The following is an 18,454-nucleotide window of genomic DNA, read 5'->3' on the forward strand; positions in this document are numbered from 1 at the left end:
GTGAATAAACTGACCCATCAACAGCTGGCCGAACGCATTGCCCGCGACATCCCGGAAGGGGCCTACGTCAACCTGGGGATCGGCCTGCCGACGCGGATTGCCAACTATCTCCCCGCCGATCGCGAGATCTTCCTGCACAGCGAAAACGGCATTCTCGGGATGGGGCCAGCGCCGGAACCGGGCTGTGAAGATCCGGAGCTGATTAACGCTGGCAAACAGCCGGTGACGCTGCTGGCGGGCGGCTGCTATTTCCATCACGGCGACTCGTTCACCATGATGCGCGGCGGCCACCTGGATATCTGCGTGCTGGGGGCTTATCAGGTCTCCGAGCGCGGCGATCTGGCGAACTGGAGCACCGGCGAGCCCTCTTCAATTCCCGCCGTCGGCGGGGCGATGGATCTGGCGATTGGCGCGAAGCGCGTCTATGTGATGACCGAACATCTGACCCGCCAGGGCGACTGCAAAATCGTCAAAGCCTGCACCTATCCACTCACCGGCATGGCCTGTATCGACCGGATCTACACCGACATGGCGGTGATGGATATCACAGCCGAAGGTATTGTGGTGCGCGAGCTGTTCGGCGACGTGACGGCGGAATACCTCCAGTCCGTCACCCCGGTGACACTGACTTTTGCCCTTAACGCCGAAACCGAGGAGGCGTGAATGGATCTCGAATATCGCCTCGACGGCCCGGAAGCGGCCCCGCTGCTGGTGCTCTCCAACTCGCTCGGTACCACCTGGGAGATGTGGCAGGAACAGATGACCGACTTTACCCGCCATTTTCGCGTGCTGCGCTACAACACGCGCGGGCATGGCCGCTCCCCGGTTTCGGCTGGGGGAATCACTCTCGACTCGCTGGGGCAGGACGTGATTGCCCTGCTCGATCATCTGGATATTGAGCGCGCCTTTTTCTGCGGCATCTCCCTCGGTGGGATGACCGGGATGTGGCTCAACCGCCACGCCCCATCGCGTTTTGATCGCATCGTGGTGGCGAACACCGCGGCAAAAATCGGCGAGTCCAGAGACTGGCTGCAGCGTGCCGGGACGGTGCGCCAGCAGGGGATGGCCCCTGTCGCCAGTACCGCGGCAGAACGCTGGTTCACGGCGGTATTCCGTGAGGGTAATCCCGGCCAGGTGGCGCTGCTGATTGACAGCCTGGCCGATACCCCCGCCGAGGGGTACGCCGCCTGCTGCGAAGCGCTGGCCGCTGCCGATCTGCGTAGTGACGTGGCTGCCATGCTGCGCCCAATGCTGGCTATCGCAGGGGAGGAAGATCTGGTCACCACCGTGTCGGACGCCCAGTGGATCGCGGCTCAGGCGAAGCAGACAGAGTATGTGGCGTTACCCGCCTCGCACCTGTCGAACGTCGCCTGCCCGGAAGCCTTTAATCAGCAGGTGCTGACCTTTTTAACCCGCAGGAGCATGACATGACCCTCACCATAGAATCCCTGGCCTGCTGGCTGGTGGACATTCCCACCATCCGCCCACACAAGCTGTCGATGGCCACCATGGGTTGCCAGACGCTCACCATCGTCAGAATGGATTGCGCGAACGGCGTTACCGGCTGGGGCGAAGCCACCACCATCGGCGGCATGAGCTATGGCCCGGAAAGCCCGGAAGCGATCAAATCCGCCATTGAAACCTATCTCACCCCGCTGCTGTGTGGCCAGTCGTTCAGCGGCGTGGCGCAGCTCGCCGACAGGATGAACGCCCACGTGAAGGGCAACACTTTTGCCAAATCCGCCCTCGAAACCGCCTTTCTCGATGCCCAGGGCAAGGCGCTGGGGCTGCCGGTGAGTTCACTCCTGGGCGGGGCGTTGACTCAGCGCCTGCCGGTACTCTGGACCCTGGCGAGCGGCGACACGCAGAAAGACATTGAAGAGGGCAAACGCCTGCTGGCAGAGGGGCGACACAACACCTTCAAGCTGAAAATCGGTGCCCGTAGGCTGGAGGAGGACGTTCGCCACGCTCTGGCGATCAAGGCCGCGCTGGGCGACGAGGTGAGCGTGCGAGTGGACGTCAACCAGGCCTGGGATCTGACCACCGCCATCAAAGGGATGACGCAGCTACAGGCGGGCGGTATCGACCTGGTGGAACAGCCGATCCCGCTGTGGGATCGGCAAGGGCTTATCGCCCTCAGCCAGCGCTTTGCGGTGCCGATCCTCGCCGACGAAGCGGTGGCGACCAGCCATGACGGCTACGCCCTGGCGAGCGGCGGCTTTACCGGGGCGTATGCCCTGAAGATCGCCAAAGCGGGCGGCCCGGCGCAGGCCCTGAAGCTGGCGCATGTGGCGCAGGCGGCGGGTGTGGCGCTGTACGGCGGCACCATGCTGGAAGGGACGCTCGGCACCGTCGCCTCGCTGCACGCCTGGTCGACGGTGAAGATGCAGTGGGGCACCGAGATGTTCGGCCCGCTGCTGCTGAAGGATGACATCGTGGTCCGTCCGCTCGCGTTCAGCCAGGGAGAGGTGACATTACCGCAGGGGCCGGGATTAGGCGTTGAAATCGATGAAGACAAGCTGCGTCATTACGCACGTCAATAAAAGGAAAACGCGATGCTTTTTAAAGTGGAAATGACGGTCAATATCCCGTCCTCGCTGCCCGGGGCAGAAGTGGAAGCGATCAAGGCAAAAGAGAAAGCCTACTCCCAGCGCTTACAGCGTGAAGGTAAGTGGCCGCACATCTGGCGCGTGGTCGGACAGTACGCCAACGTCAGCATTTTTGACGTGGCGGACAACCAGGAGCTGCACGATATCCTGACCGCGCTGCCGCTCTACCCGTGGATGGAGATCAGCGTGCAGCCTCTGTGTACGCATCCCTCATCCATTCATCACTCGCAATAACAACAAACGTACCCTACAAAGAGGAATATGCAATGTCTGTGAATCCTGCGCATCAAACCGAACTGGAATCCTTACTGGCGATCAGCAGCGGCTTAAATTCCACCGGCGGTAACGATCGTTTAAAGAACATCATGCACCAGCTGCTGAGCGACCTGTGCAAGACTATCAAGCAGTTCGACGTCACGGATGAAGAGTTCTGGATTGCGGTGAACTACCTTAACGAGCTGGGCAGACGCCAGGAAGCGGCGCTGCTGGCGGCGGGACTGGGTCTGGAGCACTATCTGGATATGCGTGCCGACGAGAAGGAAGCCGCATCCGGCAATGACGTGGGCACTCCGCGCACCATCGAAGGGCCGCTATATGTCGCCAACGCCCCGCTGAGCGAAGGCTTTGCCCGTATGGACGACGGGAAAGAGCAGGGCGAAGTCATGTGGTTGCAGGGCCAGGTGACCGATCTGAACGGTAAGCCGGTGGCGGGCGCGATTGTGGATATCTGGCATGCTAACACCCTCGGCGGCTATTCGTTCTTCGACCAGTCCCAGAGCGAATACAACCTGCGCCGCCGCGTGCGCACCGGGGAAGATGGCCGCTACGCCGTGCGCAGCATCGTGCCGTGCGGCTACGGCTGCCCACCGGATGGCCCGACCCAGAAGCTGCTGACTGCGCTTGGCCGCCACGGCAACCGCCCGGCCCACGTGCACTTCTTTGTATCCGCGCCGGGGTACAAACACTTGACCACCCAGATCAACCTCAACGGGGATGAGTATCTCTGGGATGACTTTGCCTTCGCGACCCGCGCGGAGCTGATTGCGGACCCGGTGAAGGTAACGGACGCGGCTGTGGCGCAGGCGCGCGATCTCGCAGGGGAGCATACGGAGGTGAACTTTAACTTTACGCTGGTGAAGGCGGCAGAAAGCGAGGAAGAGCAGCGAGGGAAGCGAGCGCGGGTGATGGAATAAGGGTTTGTAGAGTGAAAGAGCCGGGTCCGCAGTAAGCGGGCCCGGTTTCTGTTTATGTTCAGGGGAGAGACTTGCGCTCCTCCTGAGATATACAGTGCACAAGGTCAGGGCATCGCGAGACGATCGTTCATCTCTTCAAATAACGCTATCAAGTGATCGGCAACGACTCTGACTCGCCGGGAGTGTGCCAGGTCTGAGTGCATAACTAACCATAATGTCTGATCCACGCCAATATCTGAATTTACGCAGTGCAGCGCGTTTTCCCTCGCCATAAAGTGCGGCAAAATCCCAAGCCCCAGACCCGCCGAAACGGCCGATAATTGTGCTGCCAGCGTATTCGCTTCAACCCGGCAGGGCCTGCCCCGCAGCATCCGTGTTATCCACCGCGCAGCGGGCAGGTGCTGATGAGATTCCGACCAGCCAATATACTGCCCATGACTGAGCAGTAACTCAGTGGCATCACCTTGCCATTTTTTTAAGTATGTCCGGTCGGCGTAAAGCCCGAATCCCACGGTGCCAAGCCGCTTCAGCGTCAGATTTCCGCTGTCAGGTTTAACCATACGTATCGCTAAATCGGCATCCCTGCGATGCAGATTGACCGACGACACGCCGCTGAGTACTTCAACCCGCAGATCGGGGTAGCTATCCAGCAGCCCTGTCAGCGAAGGAAGAATAAAATGCGTGGCCAGGTTGTCGGATGTTGCCAGCCGAACAAGCCCGGCGACGTTAACCTGTAATTTTGCAGACTCCCCGAAGGCAAGCCCTGCACTTTCAAGCGCCTCTGCCCGCTCCAGAAGCGCTTCCCCGTCATCCGTTAACCGATAGCCGCTCTGATGTCTGCTGAATAGCGGTACTGCCAGCGAGCTTTCAAGCCGATCCAGTCTTCTTGAGAGCGTGGCAATACCCATATTCATGGCCTCCGCTGCGCCACTCAGCGTCCCCGCGCGGGCAATGGCCAGAAATACCCGTGTATCGTCCCAGTTGAAATCTGCTTTCATATTTTCCGATTATGGAAAACGGCTCTCCGTTTTCAGCTCTGTTTTATCACTTATCGCAGGATGATACTGCAATCCTCACAAGGAGATAAACATGCAAAAACGTAATCTGACTTCCTCCCTCACGGTCTCTGCGCTTGGTCTGGGTTGTATGGGTATGAGCGAATTCTATGGGCCACGTGACGACGAGGCGTCGTTAGCGGTGCTGGATAAAGCGCTGGACCTGGGAATGAATTTCCTCGACACGTCTGATACCTATGGCCCCTGGCACAACGAGGAATTACTGGGAAAATTCATTAAAACACGTCAGCCCGCCCTGAAGCTGGCAACAAAATTTGGCATTGTGCGACAGCCCGGCGAATACAAAAGAGAGCTCTGCAACAGACCCGACTACGCGCGCAAAAGCTGCGAAGCGTCGCTTAAACGCCTTGGGGTGGAGCATATTGATCTCTACTACGTGCATCGTATTGACAGCAAAACCGCGATTGAAGAGACGATGGCCGGGTTGGCGGAGCTGGTTAAGGAGGGGAAAATTGGCCACATCGGATTATGTGAGGTCAGTGCTGAGACGCTCCGGCGCGCTCACGCGGTTCATCCTGTCGCGGCGGTTCAGACAGAGTATTCCCTCTGGAGTCGTGAGGCCGAGGCCAGTGTCATTCCACTGTGTAAAACGCTTGGGATAGGGTTTGTGGCCTATTCGCCCCTTGGACGAGGCTTTCTGACGGGCAGATTTCAACATGAGCCGGTACCTCAGAATGGCGATTTTCGCAGTACGCTTCCTCGCTTCCAGGCAGAGAACCTGGCAAAAAATCACTCACTGGTGGAGGTAATAACCGCCCTTGCCCTCAGTAAAGGCTGCACACCCTCACAGATTGCGCTGGCCTGGTTACTTGCGCAGGCAGACAACATTGTACCCATCCCGGGCACCTGCAATCTCCAGCATCTTAGCGAAAACGCCGCGGCGCTTGATCTCCAGCTCAGCGGTGACGAGCTGGACGCGTTGCGGATCGCGCTATCCACTCTCCCGGTTGTCGGAGAACGCTATACGCCAGAAGGGATGAAAGGCGTGGGAGCCTGATTCTGCTCCTCCCCGCACCGCTTCAGATATTTCCCCGCTTTCTTTGAAGAGTATTTATGAGATGAACGATACCGTATTACAGGTAAATCCGGTGCCAGCGCGCACCTGGTTAGCAGTAGCTGCGCTCGGGATAAGCGCGTTTTCGATTGTCACCAGCGAACTTGCACCCGTAGGTATGCTCAGCGCGCTGGCGGAGGATTTTAATCAGCCTGAATCCGGGGCGGGGCTTGCGGTGACGGCTTATGGCTGGGTTGCCGCACTGGCCGCCTTGTTGTCCGGCGCGATGCCGTCACGCATATCGCGTAAGGCTCTGCTCGTTGGACTGATACTGTTTCTGGCGCTCTCTTGCCTGGCCGTGACCCAGGTTCACACGATGAGTCTGTTTATGACGGCACGTATGGCGGGGGCGCTGGCCCACGGTGTTTTCTGGGCGTTGATCGGCGCAGTGGCTGTACAGCTTGTTCCGCAAGAGAGGCTTGGTCTGGCTACCTCCGTGATATTTGGCGTCGTTTCGGCGGCCAGCGTGATGGGCGTTCCATTGGCCAGTTTTGTTGCAAACATGACCGGTTGGCGCCATGCATTTACGATGATTTCCCTGCTGTCATTGGCTGCCGCCTCTCTCTTATTCTGGACGCTCCCGACAATAAAGGCGCCCCAACCACTGAGGCTGGATGTGTATCGTGGGCTGGTTAAAAATCCGGTGCTACTCACTCTCTATGGCGCGACTGCCTCTATTATTTCGGCGCACTTTGCGGCATTCACCTATCTTGAGCCTCTGCTGACCCAAACCCGGAATGTCCCGATGGCTTCCGTTTCTGGACTGTTACTGATTTCAGGCCTCTCCGGACTGCTGGGGAATGTTGTTGCCGGTAAACTTATCGATCGACACATTAAGTTGCTGATTTTGATCGCTTTGCTCCTCAGCGCAGGTGTGTTGGGGATGCTTGGTATGAAGAGTGTTGCCGCACCTTCGCTCTGGCTCACTGGCATGCTTCTGGCCATCTGGGGCGCCGCTATGGCAATTGTGTTCGTTGGGTTGCAGACCTGGCTGCTCCGTTGCGCGAAAGAGGCCGCACAGCCTGCACCAGCCATCTATGTCGCCATTTTCAATGCAGCCATCGGTACGGGGGCACTTGCCGGTGGGCAGGTATCGGCAAGGGTTGGTCTTCAGGAGATGGTGTTACTGGCTGCGCTTGTTATCCTGGGCAGCATAGCACTAGTTGTAATGTTAAAAAGCTCAGAAAAAGAACCTTCATTCTGAAGCCGCGTTATCGGGTTTGAACCCAAGGAGAGACGCGTCAGAGGACGCGTCGATGATCAGAAGGAAAGGTGCGCATAAAATAGAATTCGCCTGCGCAATCTCCTTTACCGTCAGGGCCTGGGCGAAATGGCAGCGTAAAAAGCCTTTTGCCTGACGGATATCGGCCCGCAAAAAGAGTTGTTGCGAGCCTTTCACGGTGCGCTCGTCGTAATGCCCAACCGGTGCGGGTACATCACATACTCTTTTTCCAGCGGGTCGTTGCTCTGCTTCATCCCGCTGGAACGCCTCGCCGGTACGGGATTCGCCGGGAGCAATAAGCATTACCGAGCTGCGGCAGCAATGCCGTTTTGTCGTGCCACCTTCGCGTCTCCCACAACCTGAAGAAATTTCACTGCTAAGCGGGATTTTACTATAGCGTTTGCTGTTGATTCTTAAGATAGTTATTGAGCTAAGTAATATAAGGGAAGAAACGATGTTGATGAAGATAAATACCGGCCATCCCGCGTCCGCCACGGACGAATTTCGGGCCGGTATTGCTGCCTGTCTCCCCACCATTGCGGGCTACTGGAGCATTGGCTTTGCTGCGGGGGCGATAGGCACACTCTCCGGGTTTACCACCGGGCAAATCGCGCTGTTGGCCAGCGCGCTCTACGCCGGTTCGGCGCAGTTCCTGTTTTACTCACTCTGGGCCGCAGGGGCGGAAATGGCCTCCGTGGTGCTGAGCGTGCTGCTGGTCAACCTGCGCTACCTGCTGATGAGCTCCTCCATGAGCGTTTTTTTTCGTGACTACACCACCCTGCAGAAAGTGGTCAGCGGGCTGTTGCTGACCGACGAAACCTTTGGCGTGGCGGTGCAGCGCGCCAGCCCGCAGGGCAAAATCAGCTACCCCTGGATGCTGGGGCTGAATATTACCGCCTGGCTGAACTGGATCATCGCCTGTGTGGCCGGAGCATGGCTGGCAACCACGTTGCCCGCCTCGCTGATGGAGGGGCTGGGTTTTAGCCTGGTGTCTATGTTTATCGGCCTGATCCTGATGATGTGGTTTGCCAGCCGCAGGAAGATCCTCGAAACCATCAATATTGTCGTCGCGGTGGCGATCACGCTGCTGGCTGCCGGGAGTAGCTCGCTCAGTCTGGTGGTCATTCTGGCTGCATCCCTGGCCGCCACGCTGGCGACGCTGCTGTTACGCGCCCGGAAAGGAAAATAAGATGGAAAGAAATATTCTGCTGGCGATCCTCGCCTCGGCGCTGGTCACCGCGCTGATGCGCACCGTGCCGATCTTGCTCTTATCCCGCTTTCGGCTGCCGGAAGTGTTGCTGCAGTGGCTGAGCTTTATCCCCTCCGCCATCATGGCCGCCCTGGTTGCCGCCGAACTGATGAGTAAACCTGCAATGACCGATTCGGGGATCAGCATCTCGCTGCTGGCGGCGGCGTTTGCCACTCTGGTGGGCATTCTTACCCGCGGATTATTTGCCACGGTGATCGCGGGAGTGGTGGCGTTTTGCGCGGCGGGGTACTTTTTAGGCACTTAATCTGCAAAAAATAAGGCCCGATTGTTGGGCCTGTTGCTGGAAGCTACGCTCAGATGTCGGGTTATTCTCGCCCAGATGATGCATTTAGTTTTTTGCGAAGTAGGGTGGCAGAAGATCGTTTTTTAACTGCAGCCAGTTCGGCTTTAAGATCGTGAATATATGCCTCTGCACTGATGCCGTGAGTGTGCAACTCCGCAGATGTTAATGCCTGAAATACTCTCTTTTCCCTGTCACCAGGGGCAAGAAGAGCGGAATGTTCATGCTTATTGCAATACGACATAGCAGGCTCTCCCTTCTGTAACTCTCTTGTAGGCATGGAAATCTCCCTGTATCAGCGGTCGCGGCGTTCTTTTTGGCAACCCTGTGTGCGGATTTTAGCGCGGTACATTTTTTAACCCAAGCAGAACGTCATAGATCTCTTCCACAGAAGTGCGGCGCCCCTTATCCACCACGCCTCCAGAAGCCGCCTGAAAAACAAATCCCCCAATGTGAAGTTTCTCTGCGTGAGCGATTAGGGCCAGGGAAACTGATTGCAAAACAACAGCGCTGCCTAATCCTTTGAATTTAATATGACGAAAATCAGCCAGGCCCCCCATACCGTCGAAAGTATCAAACAGACTTCAGCCATTCCATTGATCGGGAATGGAATGGCTGGCGGCATTTCATATCCGATCTGAGTAAATGTCGCTTCATCTAACAGACTGCCCACAATCACGGTATATACCTCGTGACCAGCAACAAAGACGTAGCTGTGATGAACCCGATGATCGTAGACGAATCTTTTTCTCCTCATACCATAATCGACAAGAAAAACCTCTTCTTCTATACGCACTTATTGCTCCCTGCATACAACGCCTGATAGTTCCCTGGCACAATGGCAAATGTGCCGCAATGCGGTCACTTTATGACCGTGATTGAAGTATGAAAACCCACAATCTGGTATTACATGGATTTACTTTTGGCTTTGCGAGACCTCTTCCAGAAAGGCCTGCCGGGCACTTTCGCTTGCCTGGCCTACACATTGCGCCGGCTGGTGATACAGTGAATAGAGGCAATCACTGAACAGGGAATATGCACATGTACGAACACCCGCTTCGCAATATCATTAAGGCGTGTGACAGGGCGATCTCAGCCAAAGATTTCGACTCGCTGATGGAGCACTACGCAGACGACGCCGCGCTGGTGATTAAGCCCGGTATGATCGTTAAAGGTAAAGACAATATCCGTAGCGCCTTTATTTCCATCTCTGATTATTTTCAGGATCAGCTCGTCGTGAAGCAGGGCGATATCCAGATCATTGAAGGCGGAGGCGATGCGCTGGTGATCATGGAATCCCAGCTTTTTTACCCGGATGACCAGGGCGTTACAACAGAGATAACCCGGCGTGCAACCTATGTATTCCGTCTGGAAAATGACCGCTGGCTGTGTACCATCGACAATTCCTACGGAACGTCAGTGTTAGATGCTGAACCCACCTGACCTTTTTATTTGCTGACCGACGTCGAATTGAACAGAGAGAGCATCACCGATCCGGGCAACACACCGGATCGGTGACGGCGTGAGAAGAGATTAGAGGGCGCGGATCTCTTTTGAGCGCAGACTCAGGCGGACGGGCACCGATTTGTACGACGGCGTACCGCTCTCTTTATCGAGATAATCCAGCGGAACCAGCACGTTTGCTTCCGGGTAGTAGCCAGCAACCGTGCCAGGGGCAATGCTGTAAGCCACCACGGTGATGTCATCCAGACGCTGCTGTGAGCCGGGGAGGGCGGTATGAATATCTACCCGATCGCCATGCTCCAGCCCCAACTGTTGCATATCCTCTTCGTTCATAAACAGCACGTCGCGCCGACCGAACACCCCGCGATAGCGGTCATCCAGGGCATAGATGGTCGTGTTGTACTGGTCGTGACTACGCAGTGTAACCAGACGCAGCACGCGCTCGCCTTCGCCCGGGCTGTTCTCACTCACGCCCTCAAACAGCGAAAACATCGCCTTGCCGCTGGCGGTGGGCCAGACACGCTCCGTGGGCGGCAGCGGCATTCGAAATCCGCCCGGCACCCGGATGCGGGCGTTGAAGTTCTCAAAGCCCGGCAGTGTCTGCTCGATAGCGTCGCGAATGCGGTCATAATCCTCCACCAGACCCAGCCAGTCGGTTTTGGTGTGGGGCAGGGTGGCGTGGGCGATACCGGCGACAATGGCGGGCTCCGAGCGTAGCCAGGGAGAGGCCGGTTTGAGCTTGCCGCGGGAGGCATGCACCATCGACATCGAGTCTTCCACGGTGATCGACTGCTGGCCGCTCTGCTGCATATCCAGTTCGGTGCGCCCCAGGCAGGGGAGAAGATATGTCTCTTTCCCGACCAGCAGATGGGTGCGGTTCAGCTTGGTGGCGACATGTACGCTGAGATCGAGACGTTTCAGCGCCGCAAACGCCCTGTCGTGATCGGGCATCGCCACCGCAAAATTCCCCCCGAGGCAGAGGAGCGCTTTGGCCTCGCCGTTGATCATCGCCTGCGCCGCCTGTACCGCGTCGTGGCCGTGGGTGGCTGGTGGGGTAAAGCCGAACACCGTGCCCAGCCGGTCCAGAAAGGCCGCGGTCGGTTTTTCGGTGATCCCCACGGTGCGGTTTCCCTGCACGTTGGAGTGGCCGCGTAACGGACAGATGCCCGCGCCGGGTTTGCCAAAATTGCCGCGCAGCAGCAGGAGATCGGCGATCAAACGCACATTGGCGGTACCCTTGTTGTGCTGGGTGATCCCCATGCCGTAGGTGATGATGGTGGCGCTGGACTTAGCGTAGAGGCGCGCCACGTTCTCCAGATCGGCGCGCTTCAGGCCAGACTCGCGCTCGATGGCCTCCCAGCTCGTGGCGGCGATATCGGTGGCAAAGTCGGTAAACCCTTGCGTGTGGGTGGTGATAAAGTCGTGATCCAGCGCATCCAGCACCAGCAGATGTTTTGCGATACCTTTTAACGCCGCGGCATCGCCCCCGGCTTTCACCTGATAGTACGTCGAGGCGATATTGGTGGCGCTGTATGTCGCCATCTCTTTGACATTTTGCGGATCGGCGAAGCGCTCCAGCGCCGTTTCGCGCAGCGGGTTAAAAACGATAATCGGTACGCCCCGGCGGGAGAGCTCGTGCAGGGTGCCCATCATCCGTGGATGGTTGGTGCCCGGGTTATGGCCGATGGAGATCACCAGCTCAGTATGGTCGAAATCTTCCAGCGAGACGGTGCCTTTGCCAATCCCGATGGAGCGGGGCAGGCCGACGCTGGTGGCCTGGTGGCACATGTTAGAGCAGTCGGGAAAATTATTGGTGCCCAACTGACGGGCAAACAGCTGATACAGGAAGGCGGCTTCGTTTGACGCGCGCCCGGAGGTGTAAAACTCCACCTCATCAGGGGCCAGCCCGCGCAGCACTTCGCCGATACGGGCAAAGGCTTCGTCCCACGCCACCGGGCGAAAGGTGTCGCTCTGTGGATCGTATTTCATGGGATGGGTCAGGCGTCCATATCCTTCCAGCTCAAAATCGCTTTTTGACCACAGGGTACTGACGGTGTGCTCAGCGAAAAATTCCGGGGTGACACGCTTTGTGGTCGCTTCCCAGGTCACCGCCTTGGCGCCGTTCTCGCAAAACTGAAAGGTGGATTTGTGTTCTCTGTCGGGCCAGGCGCAGCCCGGGCAGTCGAAGCCATCGGGCTGGTTGGTGCGCAGCAGCGTGGCGGGGGCGTCGAAGGTGTCCATCTGCGTACGCACGGCAATCGCCGTGGCTTTTAAGGCGCCCCAGCCGCCCGCAGGACCGGCGTAATGGCGAATGCCGGGTACCGCTCGTCTGTTGTTGCTCATCTGCACTCCTGTCTTAAGCGGGTATTAGTAATGGCGATGCCTGATTTGACTGTCGATCGAAACCCATCTCAATCACATATAGTTTTCATCTTAATTACAAATTATTCACAGTTCAGTTCACAAATCCATCATCAGATGCGTGTGGGTGGATGTTAATGGTTGTATATACATGTTCTGTCATATGGCGTTGCATGGGTATAGCAGGGTCTCTGACGGGCATTAATCATCCACTCAGAGAGGAAACTATGTCGTCTTTTTCATCTTCAGAAGCGCAGTCAAAGCGCGGCGGGACGCGAATTTCGGAAACACGATCCATCGATTACATCCCGGATAATGAACGGCACGGCCACCCCTTCAGCCAGTTTACGCTGTGGTTTGGCGGCAATCTGCAGATCACCGCCATTGTAACCGGGGCGCTGGCAGTGGTGCTGGGCGGGGATGTGGTGTGGTCCATCATTGGCTTGCTGGTGGGGCAGGTGCTGGGCGCGGTGGTGATGTCATTTCATGCCCTGCAGGGTCCGCGCCTCGGGCTGCCGCAGATGATCATCAGTCGCGCCCAGTTTGGTGTGCTGGGCGCGGTGATCCCGCTGGCGCTGGTGTGCGTGATGTATGTCGGCTTCTCCGCCAGCGGGACAGTGCTGGCAGGACAGGCGATGGCCAGGCTGCTGTCGGTCTCGAACGTGGCCGGTATGATCCTGTTCAGCGCGATCATTATCGTGATTGCGGTGCTGGGATATAAGGTGATCCACAAGCTCGGCAAGGTAGCGAGCGTGGTGGGGGTGCTGGCGTTTGTCTATCTGTTTATCGCTCTGTTGATCGCGAGCGATGTGGGCGCTGTGATGCAGAATAACCACTTCTCGATGCCGATGTTCCTGCTGGCGGTGTCGCTCTCCTCCTCATGGCAGATCGCCTTTTGTCCCTACGTCTCCGACTATTCCCGCTACCTGCCGCGGGACGTCTCAGGGGTGAAGACCTTTCTCTCCGTCTTCAGCGGTACGGTGCTGGGCACCCAGGCGTCCATGACCCTCGGGGTGATCACCGCGGCAATCGCCGGCAGCGCCTTCAAGGGGCATGAGGTGAGTTACATTGTCGGGCTGGGTAAAAGCGAGGCGATGGCGATGGTGATCTACTTTGCGATCTGCTTTGGCAAAATCACCTTTACCACCCTCAACGCCTACGGCAGTTTTATGTCGTTGACCACCATTGTCTCGGGTTTTCGTCGACAGACGACGCTGAGCCAGAAAAGCCGCGTCACCTTCGTGGTCCTGATGGTGACCCTCTCATGCGTGATTGCGCTGCTGAGCGAACCGGCGTTCCTGAAGCATTTCACCCATTTCCTGCTGTTCCTGTTGGCCTTTTTCGTACCGTGGAGCGCCATCAGCCTGACCGATTACTTTATTATCTCCCATAAAGCGGTAGATATTCCGGCGCTGTTCGATTCCCGTGGTCGCTACGGGCACTGGAACATGTTTGCCATCAGCGTCTATATTGTTGGCGTGTTGATCCAGCTGCCGTTTATTGAAAACCCGCTCTACCACGGCTCACTGACCTGGCTGTTTGCCGACAACGATGTCTCGTGGGTGATTGGGTGGTTCTGCACCGCAGCGCTCTATTATGGCTTGCGGCGTTTTGATCGGCGGGTGCTGCCGACAGAGACGATCTATCCGGCGTCGGGCAGGTGAAAGAGATGTCAGCGATCCCGCAGGTCAAACGGGATCGCGGCTCTTTTACCGGGCGGTAAAAGCAAAACCTTCGTCGGCCCAGCCGGTCATTCCGCCAATCATAATTTTCACCGGGCGGCCCATCTGCGCCAGCTTCAGCGCGGCGCGATCCGCACCGTTGCAGTGCGGCCCGGCGCAATAGACCACAAACACTGTATCGGAGGGCCACTCCGCCATTCTTTGCTCGGTCATATCGCGATGTCGCAGGTGCAGCGCCCCAGGAATATGACGGCGGGCGAACGCCTCTGGACTGCCGACCACATGCAGCAACACAAAATCGACATCCCCCTCTTTAAACGCGGTATGCACATCGTCGCAGTCTGTTTCCACGCTCAGTCGCTGTAAAAAATGGTTTGCTGCGACATCTGGCGACGCAGCAGGATAATCAGTTACATAGCTCATAAACACCTCCAGGAATGAGTCTTTACTCTACGGCGGAGACGCGGCTTTGACAGCTGGCAGAAATGCCAGATAACATCAAGATCATGACAAAACCCATTGAGTGCGGTGATGAATAATCCTCTGGTGGTTGTGCTGGCCTATGACGGTCTCTGTACCTTTGAATTCGGTATTGCTGTCGAAATTTTTGCGCTGCCCCGCCCCGAGATGGGCGAGGAGTGGTATCGCTTTGCGGTGGCGGGCGTTGACCCGGGTGAGTTACGCGCAACGGGCGGCTTCAGGCTGGTGGTGGATGGCGGGCTGGAATTGCTGAGTGAGGCCGGAACGATCATCGTGCCCGGCTGGCGAGGGGCGGATGTTCCGGTGCCCGCCGCGCTGTGCGAGCAGCTTGTCGCGGCACATCGACGTGGGGCGAGGATCCTCTCTATCTGTTCCGGGGTCTTTGTGCTGGCCGCCGCAGGGTTACTCGACAACCGGCAGGCTACCACCCACTGGCGTTATACCGACCTGCTGCAACAGCGTTATCCCGCCATCAAGGTCACACCTGACGTGCTGTATATTGATAACGGTGATGTATTGACCTCCGCAGGCAGCGCGGCGGGTATCGATCTTTGTCTGCACCTGGTGCGCCGGGATTATGGCAGCGTGGCGGCCAACCGCGTCGCGCGTCGGCTGGTGGTGTCGCCCCATCGCGACGGCGGCCAGGCCCAGTTTATTCAGCAGGCGGTGCCTGTCGCTTATGAAGGCCATCGGCTTGGGGCACTCTTCGACTACCTGCACGCCAGACTTGCCGAGCCGCATACCGTTGAGTCGCTGGCAAAATTTGTCGGGATGAGCCCGCGTACCTTTTTGCGCCGTTTCAACGCCACTACCGGCAAGACGCCCGCCCAGTGGTTGCTCCATGCCCGCCTGAGCCGCAGCCAGGATCTGCTGGAGAATAGCCAGCTGTCGATTGAGCGTATCGCGGAGGAGGTGGGGTTTGGCAGCGTGGCGACGATGCGCCATCATTTCAAAAATCAGCTGTCGACGACGCCTGCGGCATACAGGAGAGGGTTTGCTGCGCCCGTGGAGTGAGTTTGGTAAAAGGATATGGGGTATGACCGGATGTAAGGTGATTATATACTGCTTTAGGTAGTTGATTTAACAATCTTTTCCTTTGCATAAGTTCTATAAATAAATCAATTATGTTTCATAAGAATATATCTCTGCGGCAGGGGATGTGGCAGGCTTTTAAAAACAACAACATTTTAAAAGCGAAATTTGTAAACAGAAGTTTTTGTATATAAAGTGTAACGGTCGATAAGGAAGCAGTAAAATTCAATCAAAAAATGTAAGGTGAAGGGTAATGAAATTAATCATACAAATTCCCTGCTTTAATGAAGCTGAAACGCTTGCTATTGCTTTGAATGCCCTACCCAGACACGTTACTGGTTTTGATAAAGTAGAATGGCTAATAATTGATGATGGCAGTACTGACAACACCGTCAATGTAGCCCGACAACATGGTGTTGACCATATCGTGAAGCATGCAGGAAATAAAGGGCTGGCAAAAGCTTTTATGACTGGCCTCGATGCATGCCTGAATTTGAATGCTGATGTCATTGTCAATACCGATGCAGATAACCAATACAGTGCCGATGACATTCCCCTTTTAGTAGCCCCCATACTTGAACATCGCGCTGAAATGGTTATCGGAGAGCGCCCCATCTCGTCGATAGAACATTTCTCTCCTGTAAAAAAATATCTGCAAAAATTGGGTAGTTGGGTTGTTCGGGTGGCAAGTAACACTAATATTCCCGATGCACCAAGTGGTTTCAGGGCTATGTCGCGAGCGACTGCACAAAAATTGATGGTTTCTAATGACTATACCTACACCTTAGAGACAATTATTCAGGCTGGCCAAAAAAACATTACTATTACCTCAGTATCAGTTCGTGTCAACGAAGATCTTCGTCCTTCGCGCTTGGTAAAAAGCATTTCATCCTATATTAAAAGAAGTATTATTACCATTGTTCGTATTTTTGTTATTTATCGACCATTCCGCTTTTTTGGCAGTATAGGCGCGGTGTTATTTTTGGCTGGGTTTTTATTGGGCGTACGTTTTCTCTTTAAATACCTCACTGGCGACGGGAATGGTTATGTTCAATCATTAATTCTCGCATCGATACTGATGGGTATGGGGTTCCAAACTATCCTTGTCGCATTTGTGACCGATCTTTTATCGGCAAACAGAAAGCTACTTGAAGATTTGCGATTCAAGGTCGCACAGCTTGAGTCAGGGCCGAAGACAAAAAATGATAATAATGATTAAGAGCAAATAAGAAGAGGTGATTATGGGTTTTAAAGTATCAGGTGGACAATCGGAAGACGGAGTCGTTTTTGGAAATGCTTTTGACAAGTATGGCTCTAAAAATCCTATTGTTAAATGGATGATGAAGGGATTTGACACTTCTCTTGAAAATTTTGTGGTACGAGCAAACCCGGAAACGATCCATGAAGTTGGCTGTGGCGAGGGTTTTTGGGTAAATAAATGGAATAGTCAGGGCTTGCGGGCTGTTGGCAGTGATTTTTCTTACGAGGTGATCTCTCTTGCTCAAGAGAATGCGGCAAATGCAGGGCTTGACTCTAATGTCTTTAGCGCAAAGAGTATCTACGATCTCAAGCCTGAAACCGATAGTGCAGATCTTATCGTGTGCTGTGAGGTAATGGAGCATTTGGAAGATCCAGATCGGGCAATGAAAGTCTTACAGAGTCTGGTTAAAAACTATCTCATTATCAGCGTTCCACGTGAACCCGTATGGTGCGTGCTGAATATGGCTCGCGGAAAGTATCTGAAAAATCTCGGGAACACGCCCGGCCATATACAGCACTGGTCAAAAAGGGCCTTTGTTACGTTCACAGGAAGGTATTTTAAGGTTATTGAGGTTTCTTCTCCCTTTCCCTGGACTATGTTAATGTGCGTGCCGCATGACAAAAAGTAATTTACGTAAGGCACTGAATTATACAGGAAGTATTATTGCTCTGCTGAGTGTCCTGTTTGTGGCGCATAGGATCCATGTCTATTGGGCTCAGATTCCAGATGACACCTTTACGTTAAAATTATTGGCATTACTTATGCTTCTTGCAGCCATTTATGGCGCGGCAAATGCACTCCTTGCCTCTGCGTGGCGGATACTGATGAAAAGTCTGGGACAGGCTATTAGCGGCCGGACAGCCACCAGAATTTATGGCCTGACACAGTTAGCTAAATACGTCCCGGGCAATATTTTCCAGTTTGCGGGTAGGCAGTTACTGGCTATGTCTTACGGCTTTTCCGGCAAAGCGATTGCTAAAAGCGCTTTTCTGGAACTACTGCTGTTGGTTCTTACGGGGGCTGGATTTACCCTCTGGATGTCGCCTCTGCTATACCCTGCATTTAGCGCCGTTTACGGACTGTCAGTTTTTATTATCATGGCGGCACTCATTGCCTGGGGGCTGAAATGGCGAGGCCATGCCGGGTTAATCATGGTCATAGCAAGATATTTCTTATTCCTGTTCATTTCCGGGACCGTATTCTTATGCGTATTGTATTCAATAGCCGATAGCTGGACGCTGACTTTGGTCCAGGTACTGCCTCTCATCGGTGCATATGTCATCGCGTGGCTTGCAGGCCTTGTCACTCCGGGTTCACCCGCCGGAGTAGGCATCAGAGAATTTTTGCTGATTCTAATGTTAAAGCCTTTCTTTGCTGAAATTGACATTGTCGTAGCGGTGATTTTAAGTCGAATGACCACGGTTGTTGGCGATTGTGTATTTTACCTGTACTCTCTTAGCTTGAGATGAT

General features: G+C 55.5%; 21 protein-coding genes. 15 read left to right on the forward strand and 6 right to left on the reverse strand.

What is annotated here, in order from left to right; translation table 11 throughout:
• Genes C3406_RS14010 through catA form a run of 5 tightly spaced genes read left to right on the forward strand, consistent with a single transcriptional unit; the run spans window position 1 to window position 3,802 of the window.
• A complete protein-coding gene (locus C3406_RS14010; RefSeq protein ID WP_103822312.1) occupies window positions 1–663 on the forward strand; it encodes a 3-oxoacid CoA-transferase subunit B in 663 nt (220 codons plus the stop codon).
• A complete protein-coding gene (pcaD, locus tag C3406_RS14015) occupies window positions 664–1,431 on the forward strand; it encodes a 3-oxoadipate enol-lactonase (protein WP_103822311.1) in 768 nt (255 codons plus the stop codon).
• Complete coding sequence (locus C3406_RS14020) at window positions 1,428–2,543, forward strand: muconate cycloisomerase family protein (protein ID WP_103822310.1); 1,116 nt, start codon at window positions 1,428–1,430, stop codon at window positions 2,541–2,543. Before pcaD ends, C3406_RS14020 begins: the two co-directional genes overlap by 4 nt.
• 12 nt (window positions 2,544–2,555) lie before the next feature.
• The gene (gene catC / locus C3406_RS14025; RefSeq protein ID WP_103822309.1) at window positions 2,556–2,843 is read left to right on the forward strand and encodes a muconolactone Delta-isomerase; all 288 of its coding nucleotides are present in this window, start codon (window positions 2,556–2,558) and stop codon (window positions 2,841–2,843) included.
• A 32-nt stretch (window positions 2,844–2,875) separates the two neighbouring features.
• Window positions 2,876–3,802 carry a catechol 1,2-dioxygenase gene (gene catA, locus C3406_RS14030; RefSeq protein ID WP_103822308.1) on the forward strand — a complete coding sequence of 309 codons (927 nt, stop codon included), beginning with the start codon at window positions 2,876–2,878 and terminating at the stop codon, window positions 3,800–3,802.
• A 104-nt stretch (window positions 3,803–3,906) separates the two neighbouring features.
• Here the strand turns inward: catA and C3406_RS14035 are convergent, their stop codons facing one another.
• Window positions 3,907–4,800 (reverse strand): LysR family transcriptional regulator, encoded by an 894-nt coding sequence (locus tag C3406_RS14035; RefSeq protein WP_103822307.1) that lies wholly within the window; start codon window positions 4,798–4,800, stop codon window positions 3,907–3,909.
• A 91-nt stretch (window positions 4,801–4,891) separates the two neighbouring features.
• On the opposite strand from C3406_RS14035, the gene C3406_RS14040 reads away from it, so the two are divergent.
• Together C3406_RS14040 and C3406_RS14045 are read left to right on the forward strand one after the other, a co-directional pair.
• On the forward strand, window positions 4,892–5,875 hold the full coding sequence (locus tag C3406_RS14040) for an aldo/keto reductase (protein WP_103822306.1): 984 nt from the start codon (window positions 4,892–4,894) through the stop codon (window positions 5,873–5,875).
• Window positions 5,876–5,936: 61 nt separating this feature from the next.
• Window positions 5,937–7,136, forward strand: a complete 1,200-nt coding sequence (locus tag C3406_RS14045; protein ID WP_103822305.1) for an MFS transporter — start codon at window positions 5,937–5,939, stop codon at window positions 7,134–7,136.
• Here the strand turns inward: C3406_RS14045 and C3406_RS14050 are convergent.
• The gene (locus C3406_RS14050; protein ID WP_103822304.1) at window positions 7,128–7,457 is read right to left on the reverse strand and encodes a hypothetical protein; all 330 of its coding nucleotides are present in this window, start codon (window positions 7,455–7,457) and stop codon (window positions 7,128–7,130) included. The genes C3406_RS14045 and C3406_RS14050 overlap by 9 nt on opposite strands.
• Window positions 7,458–7,608: 151 nt before the next feature.
• Here C3406_RS14050 and C3406_RS14055 point away from each other — a divergent pair, with 151 nt between their 5' ends.
• Both C3406_RS14055 and C3406_RS14060 read left to right on the forward strand, forming a co-directional pair.
• Window positions 7,609–8,343 (forward strand): AzlC family ABC transporter permease, encoded by a 735-nt coding sequence (locus C3406_RS14055; RefSeq protein WP_103822303.1) that lies wholly within the window; start codon window positions 7,609–7,611, stop codon window positions 8,341–8,343.
• Window position 8,344: 1 nt separating this feature from the next.
• The gene (locus C3406_RS14060) at window positions 8,345–8,668 is read left to right on the forward strand and encodes an AzlD domain-containing protein (RefSeq protein ID WP_103822302.1); all 324 of its coding nucleotides are present in this window, start codon (window positions 8,345–8,347) and stop codon (window positions 8,666–8,668) included.
• A 61-nt stretch (window positions 8,669–8,729) separates the two neighbouring features.
• Here the strand turns inward: C3406_RS14060 and C3406_RS26295 are convergent, their stop codons facing one another.
• Window positions 8,730–8,984, reverse strand: coding sequence for a hypothetical protein (locus tag C3406_RS26295; protein ID WP_199182716.1), 255 nt, complete (start codon window positions 8,982–8,984; stop codon window positions 8,730–8,732).
• A 234-nt stretch (window positions 8,985–9,218) separates the two neighbouring features.
• Window positions 9,219–9,500 (reverse strand): hypothetical protein, encoded by a 282-nt coding sequence (locus C3406_RS26510; RefSeq protein ID WP_233210568.1) that lies wholly within the window; start codon window positions 9,498–9,500, stop codon window positions 9,219–9,221.
• A gap of 245 nt (window positions 9,501–9,745) precedes the next feature.
• Here C3406_RS26510 and C3406_RS14070 point away from each other — a divergent pair, with 245 nt between their 5' ends.
• On the forward strand, window positions 9,746–10,147 hold the full coding sequence (locus C3406_RS14070) for a YybH family protein (RefSeq protein ID WP_103822301.1): 402 nt from the start codon (window positions 9,746–9,748) through the stop codon (window positions 10,145–10,147).
• 90 nt (window positions 10,148–10,237) lie between these two features.
• On the opposite strand, the gene C3406_RS14075 is transcribed toward C3406_RS14070, so the two are convergent.
• Window positions 10,238–12,511: an FdhF/YdeP family oxidoreductase gene (locus C3406_RS14075; RefSeq protein ID WP_103822300.1), complete on the reverse strand. Its 2,274-nt coding sequence runs from the start codon at window positions 12,509–12,511 to the stop codon at window positions 10,238–10,240.
• A 296-nt stretch (window positions 12,512–12,807) separates the two neighbouring features.
• Between C3406_RS14075 and C3406_RS14080 the strand changes: the two genes are divergently transcribed.
• Window positions 12,808–14,193 carry a purine-cytosine permease family protein gene (locus tag C3406_RS14080; RefSeq protein ID WP_199182715.1) on the forward strand — a complete coding sequence of 462 codons (1,386 nt, stop codon included), beginning with the start codon at window positions 12,808–12,810 and terminating at the stop codon, window positions 14,191–14,193.
• Window positions 14,194–14,238: 45 nt separating this feature from the next.
• Here C3406_RS14080 and C3406_RS14085 read toward each other — a convergent pair whose 3' ends face one another.
• Window positions 14,239–14,634, reverse strand: coding sequence for a rhodanese-like domain-containing protein (locus C3406_RS14085; protein WP_103822298.1), 396 nt, complete (start codon window positions 14,632–14,634; stop codon window positions 14,239–14,241).
• A gap of 108 nt (window positions 14,635–14,742) precedes the next feature.
• Between C3406_RS14085 and ftrA the strand changes: the two genes are divergently transcribed.
• From ftrA to C3406_RS14105, 4 genes are all read left to right on the forward strand, one after another.
• Window positions 14,743–15,705, forward strand: a complete 963-nt coding sequence (gene ftrA / locus C3406_RS14090) for a transcriptional regulator FtrA (protein ID WP_103822508.1) — start codon at window positions 14,743–14,745, stop codon at window positions 15,703–15,705.
• A gap of 271 nt (window positions 15,706–15,976) precedes the next feature.
• Window positions 15,977–16,942, forward strand: coding sequence for a glycosyltransferase family 2 protein (locus tag C3406_RS14095; RefSeq protein WP_103822297.1), 966 nt, complete (start codon window positions 15,977–15,979; stop codon window positions 16,940–16,942).
• 22 nt (window positions 16,943–16,964) lie between these two features.
• The gene (locus tag C3406_RS14100; protein ID WP_103822296.1) at window positions 16,965–17,612 is read left to right on the forward strand and encodes a class I SAM-dependent methyltransferase; all 648 of its coding nucleotides are present in this window, start codon (window positions 16,965–16,967) and stop codon (window positions 17,610–17,612) included.
• A complete protein-coding gene (locus C3406_RS14105; protein ID WP_146052335.1) occupies window positions 17,599–18,453 on the forward strand; it encodes a hypothetical protein in 855 nt (284 codons plus the stop codon). Before C3406_RS14100 ends, C3406_RS14105 begins: the two co-directional genes overlap by 14 nt.
• The last annotated feature ends 1 nt before the right edge of the window (window position 18,454 follow it).

Origin of the sequence: Leclercia sp. LSNIH8 (genome assembly GCF_002920195.1) — a bacterium.
Taxonomy (GTDB): domain Bacteria; phylum Pseudomonadota; class Gammaproteobacteria; order Enterobacterales; family Enterobacteriaceae; genus Enterobacter.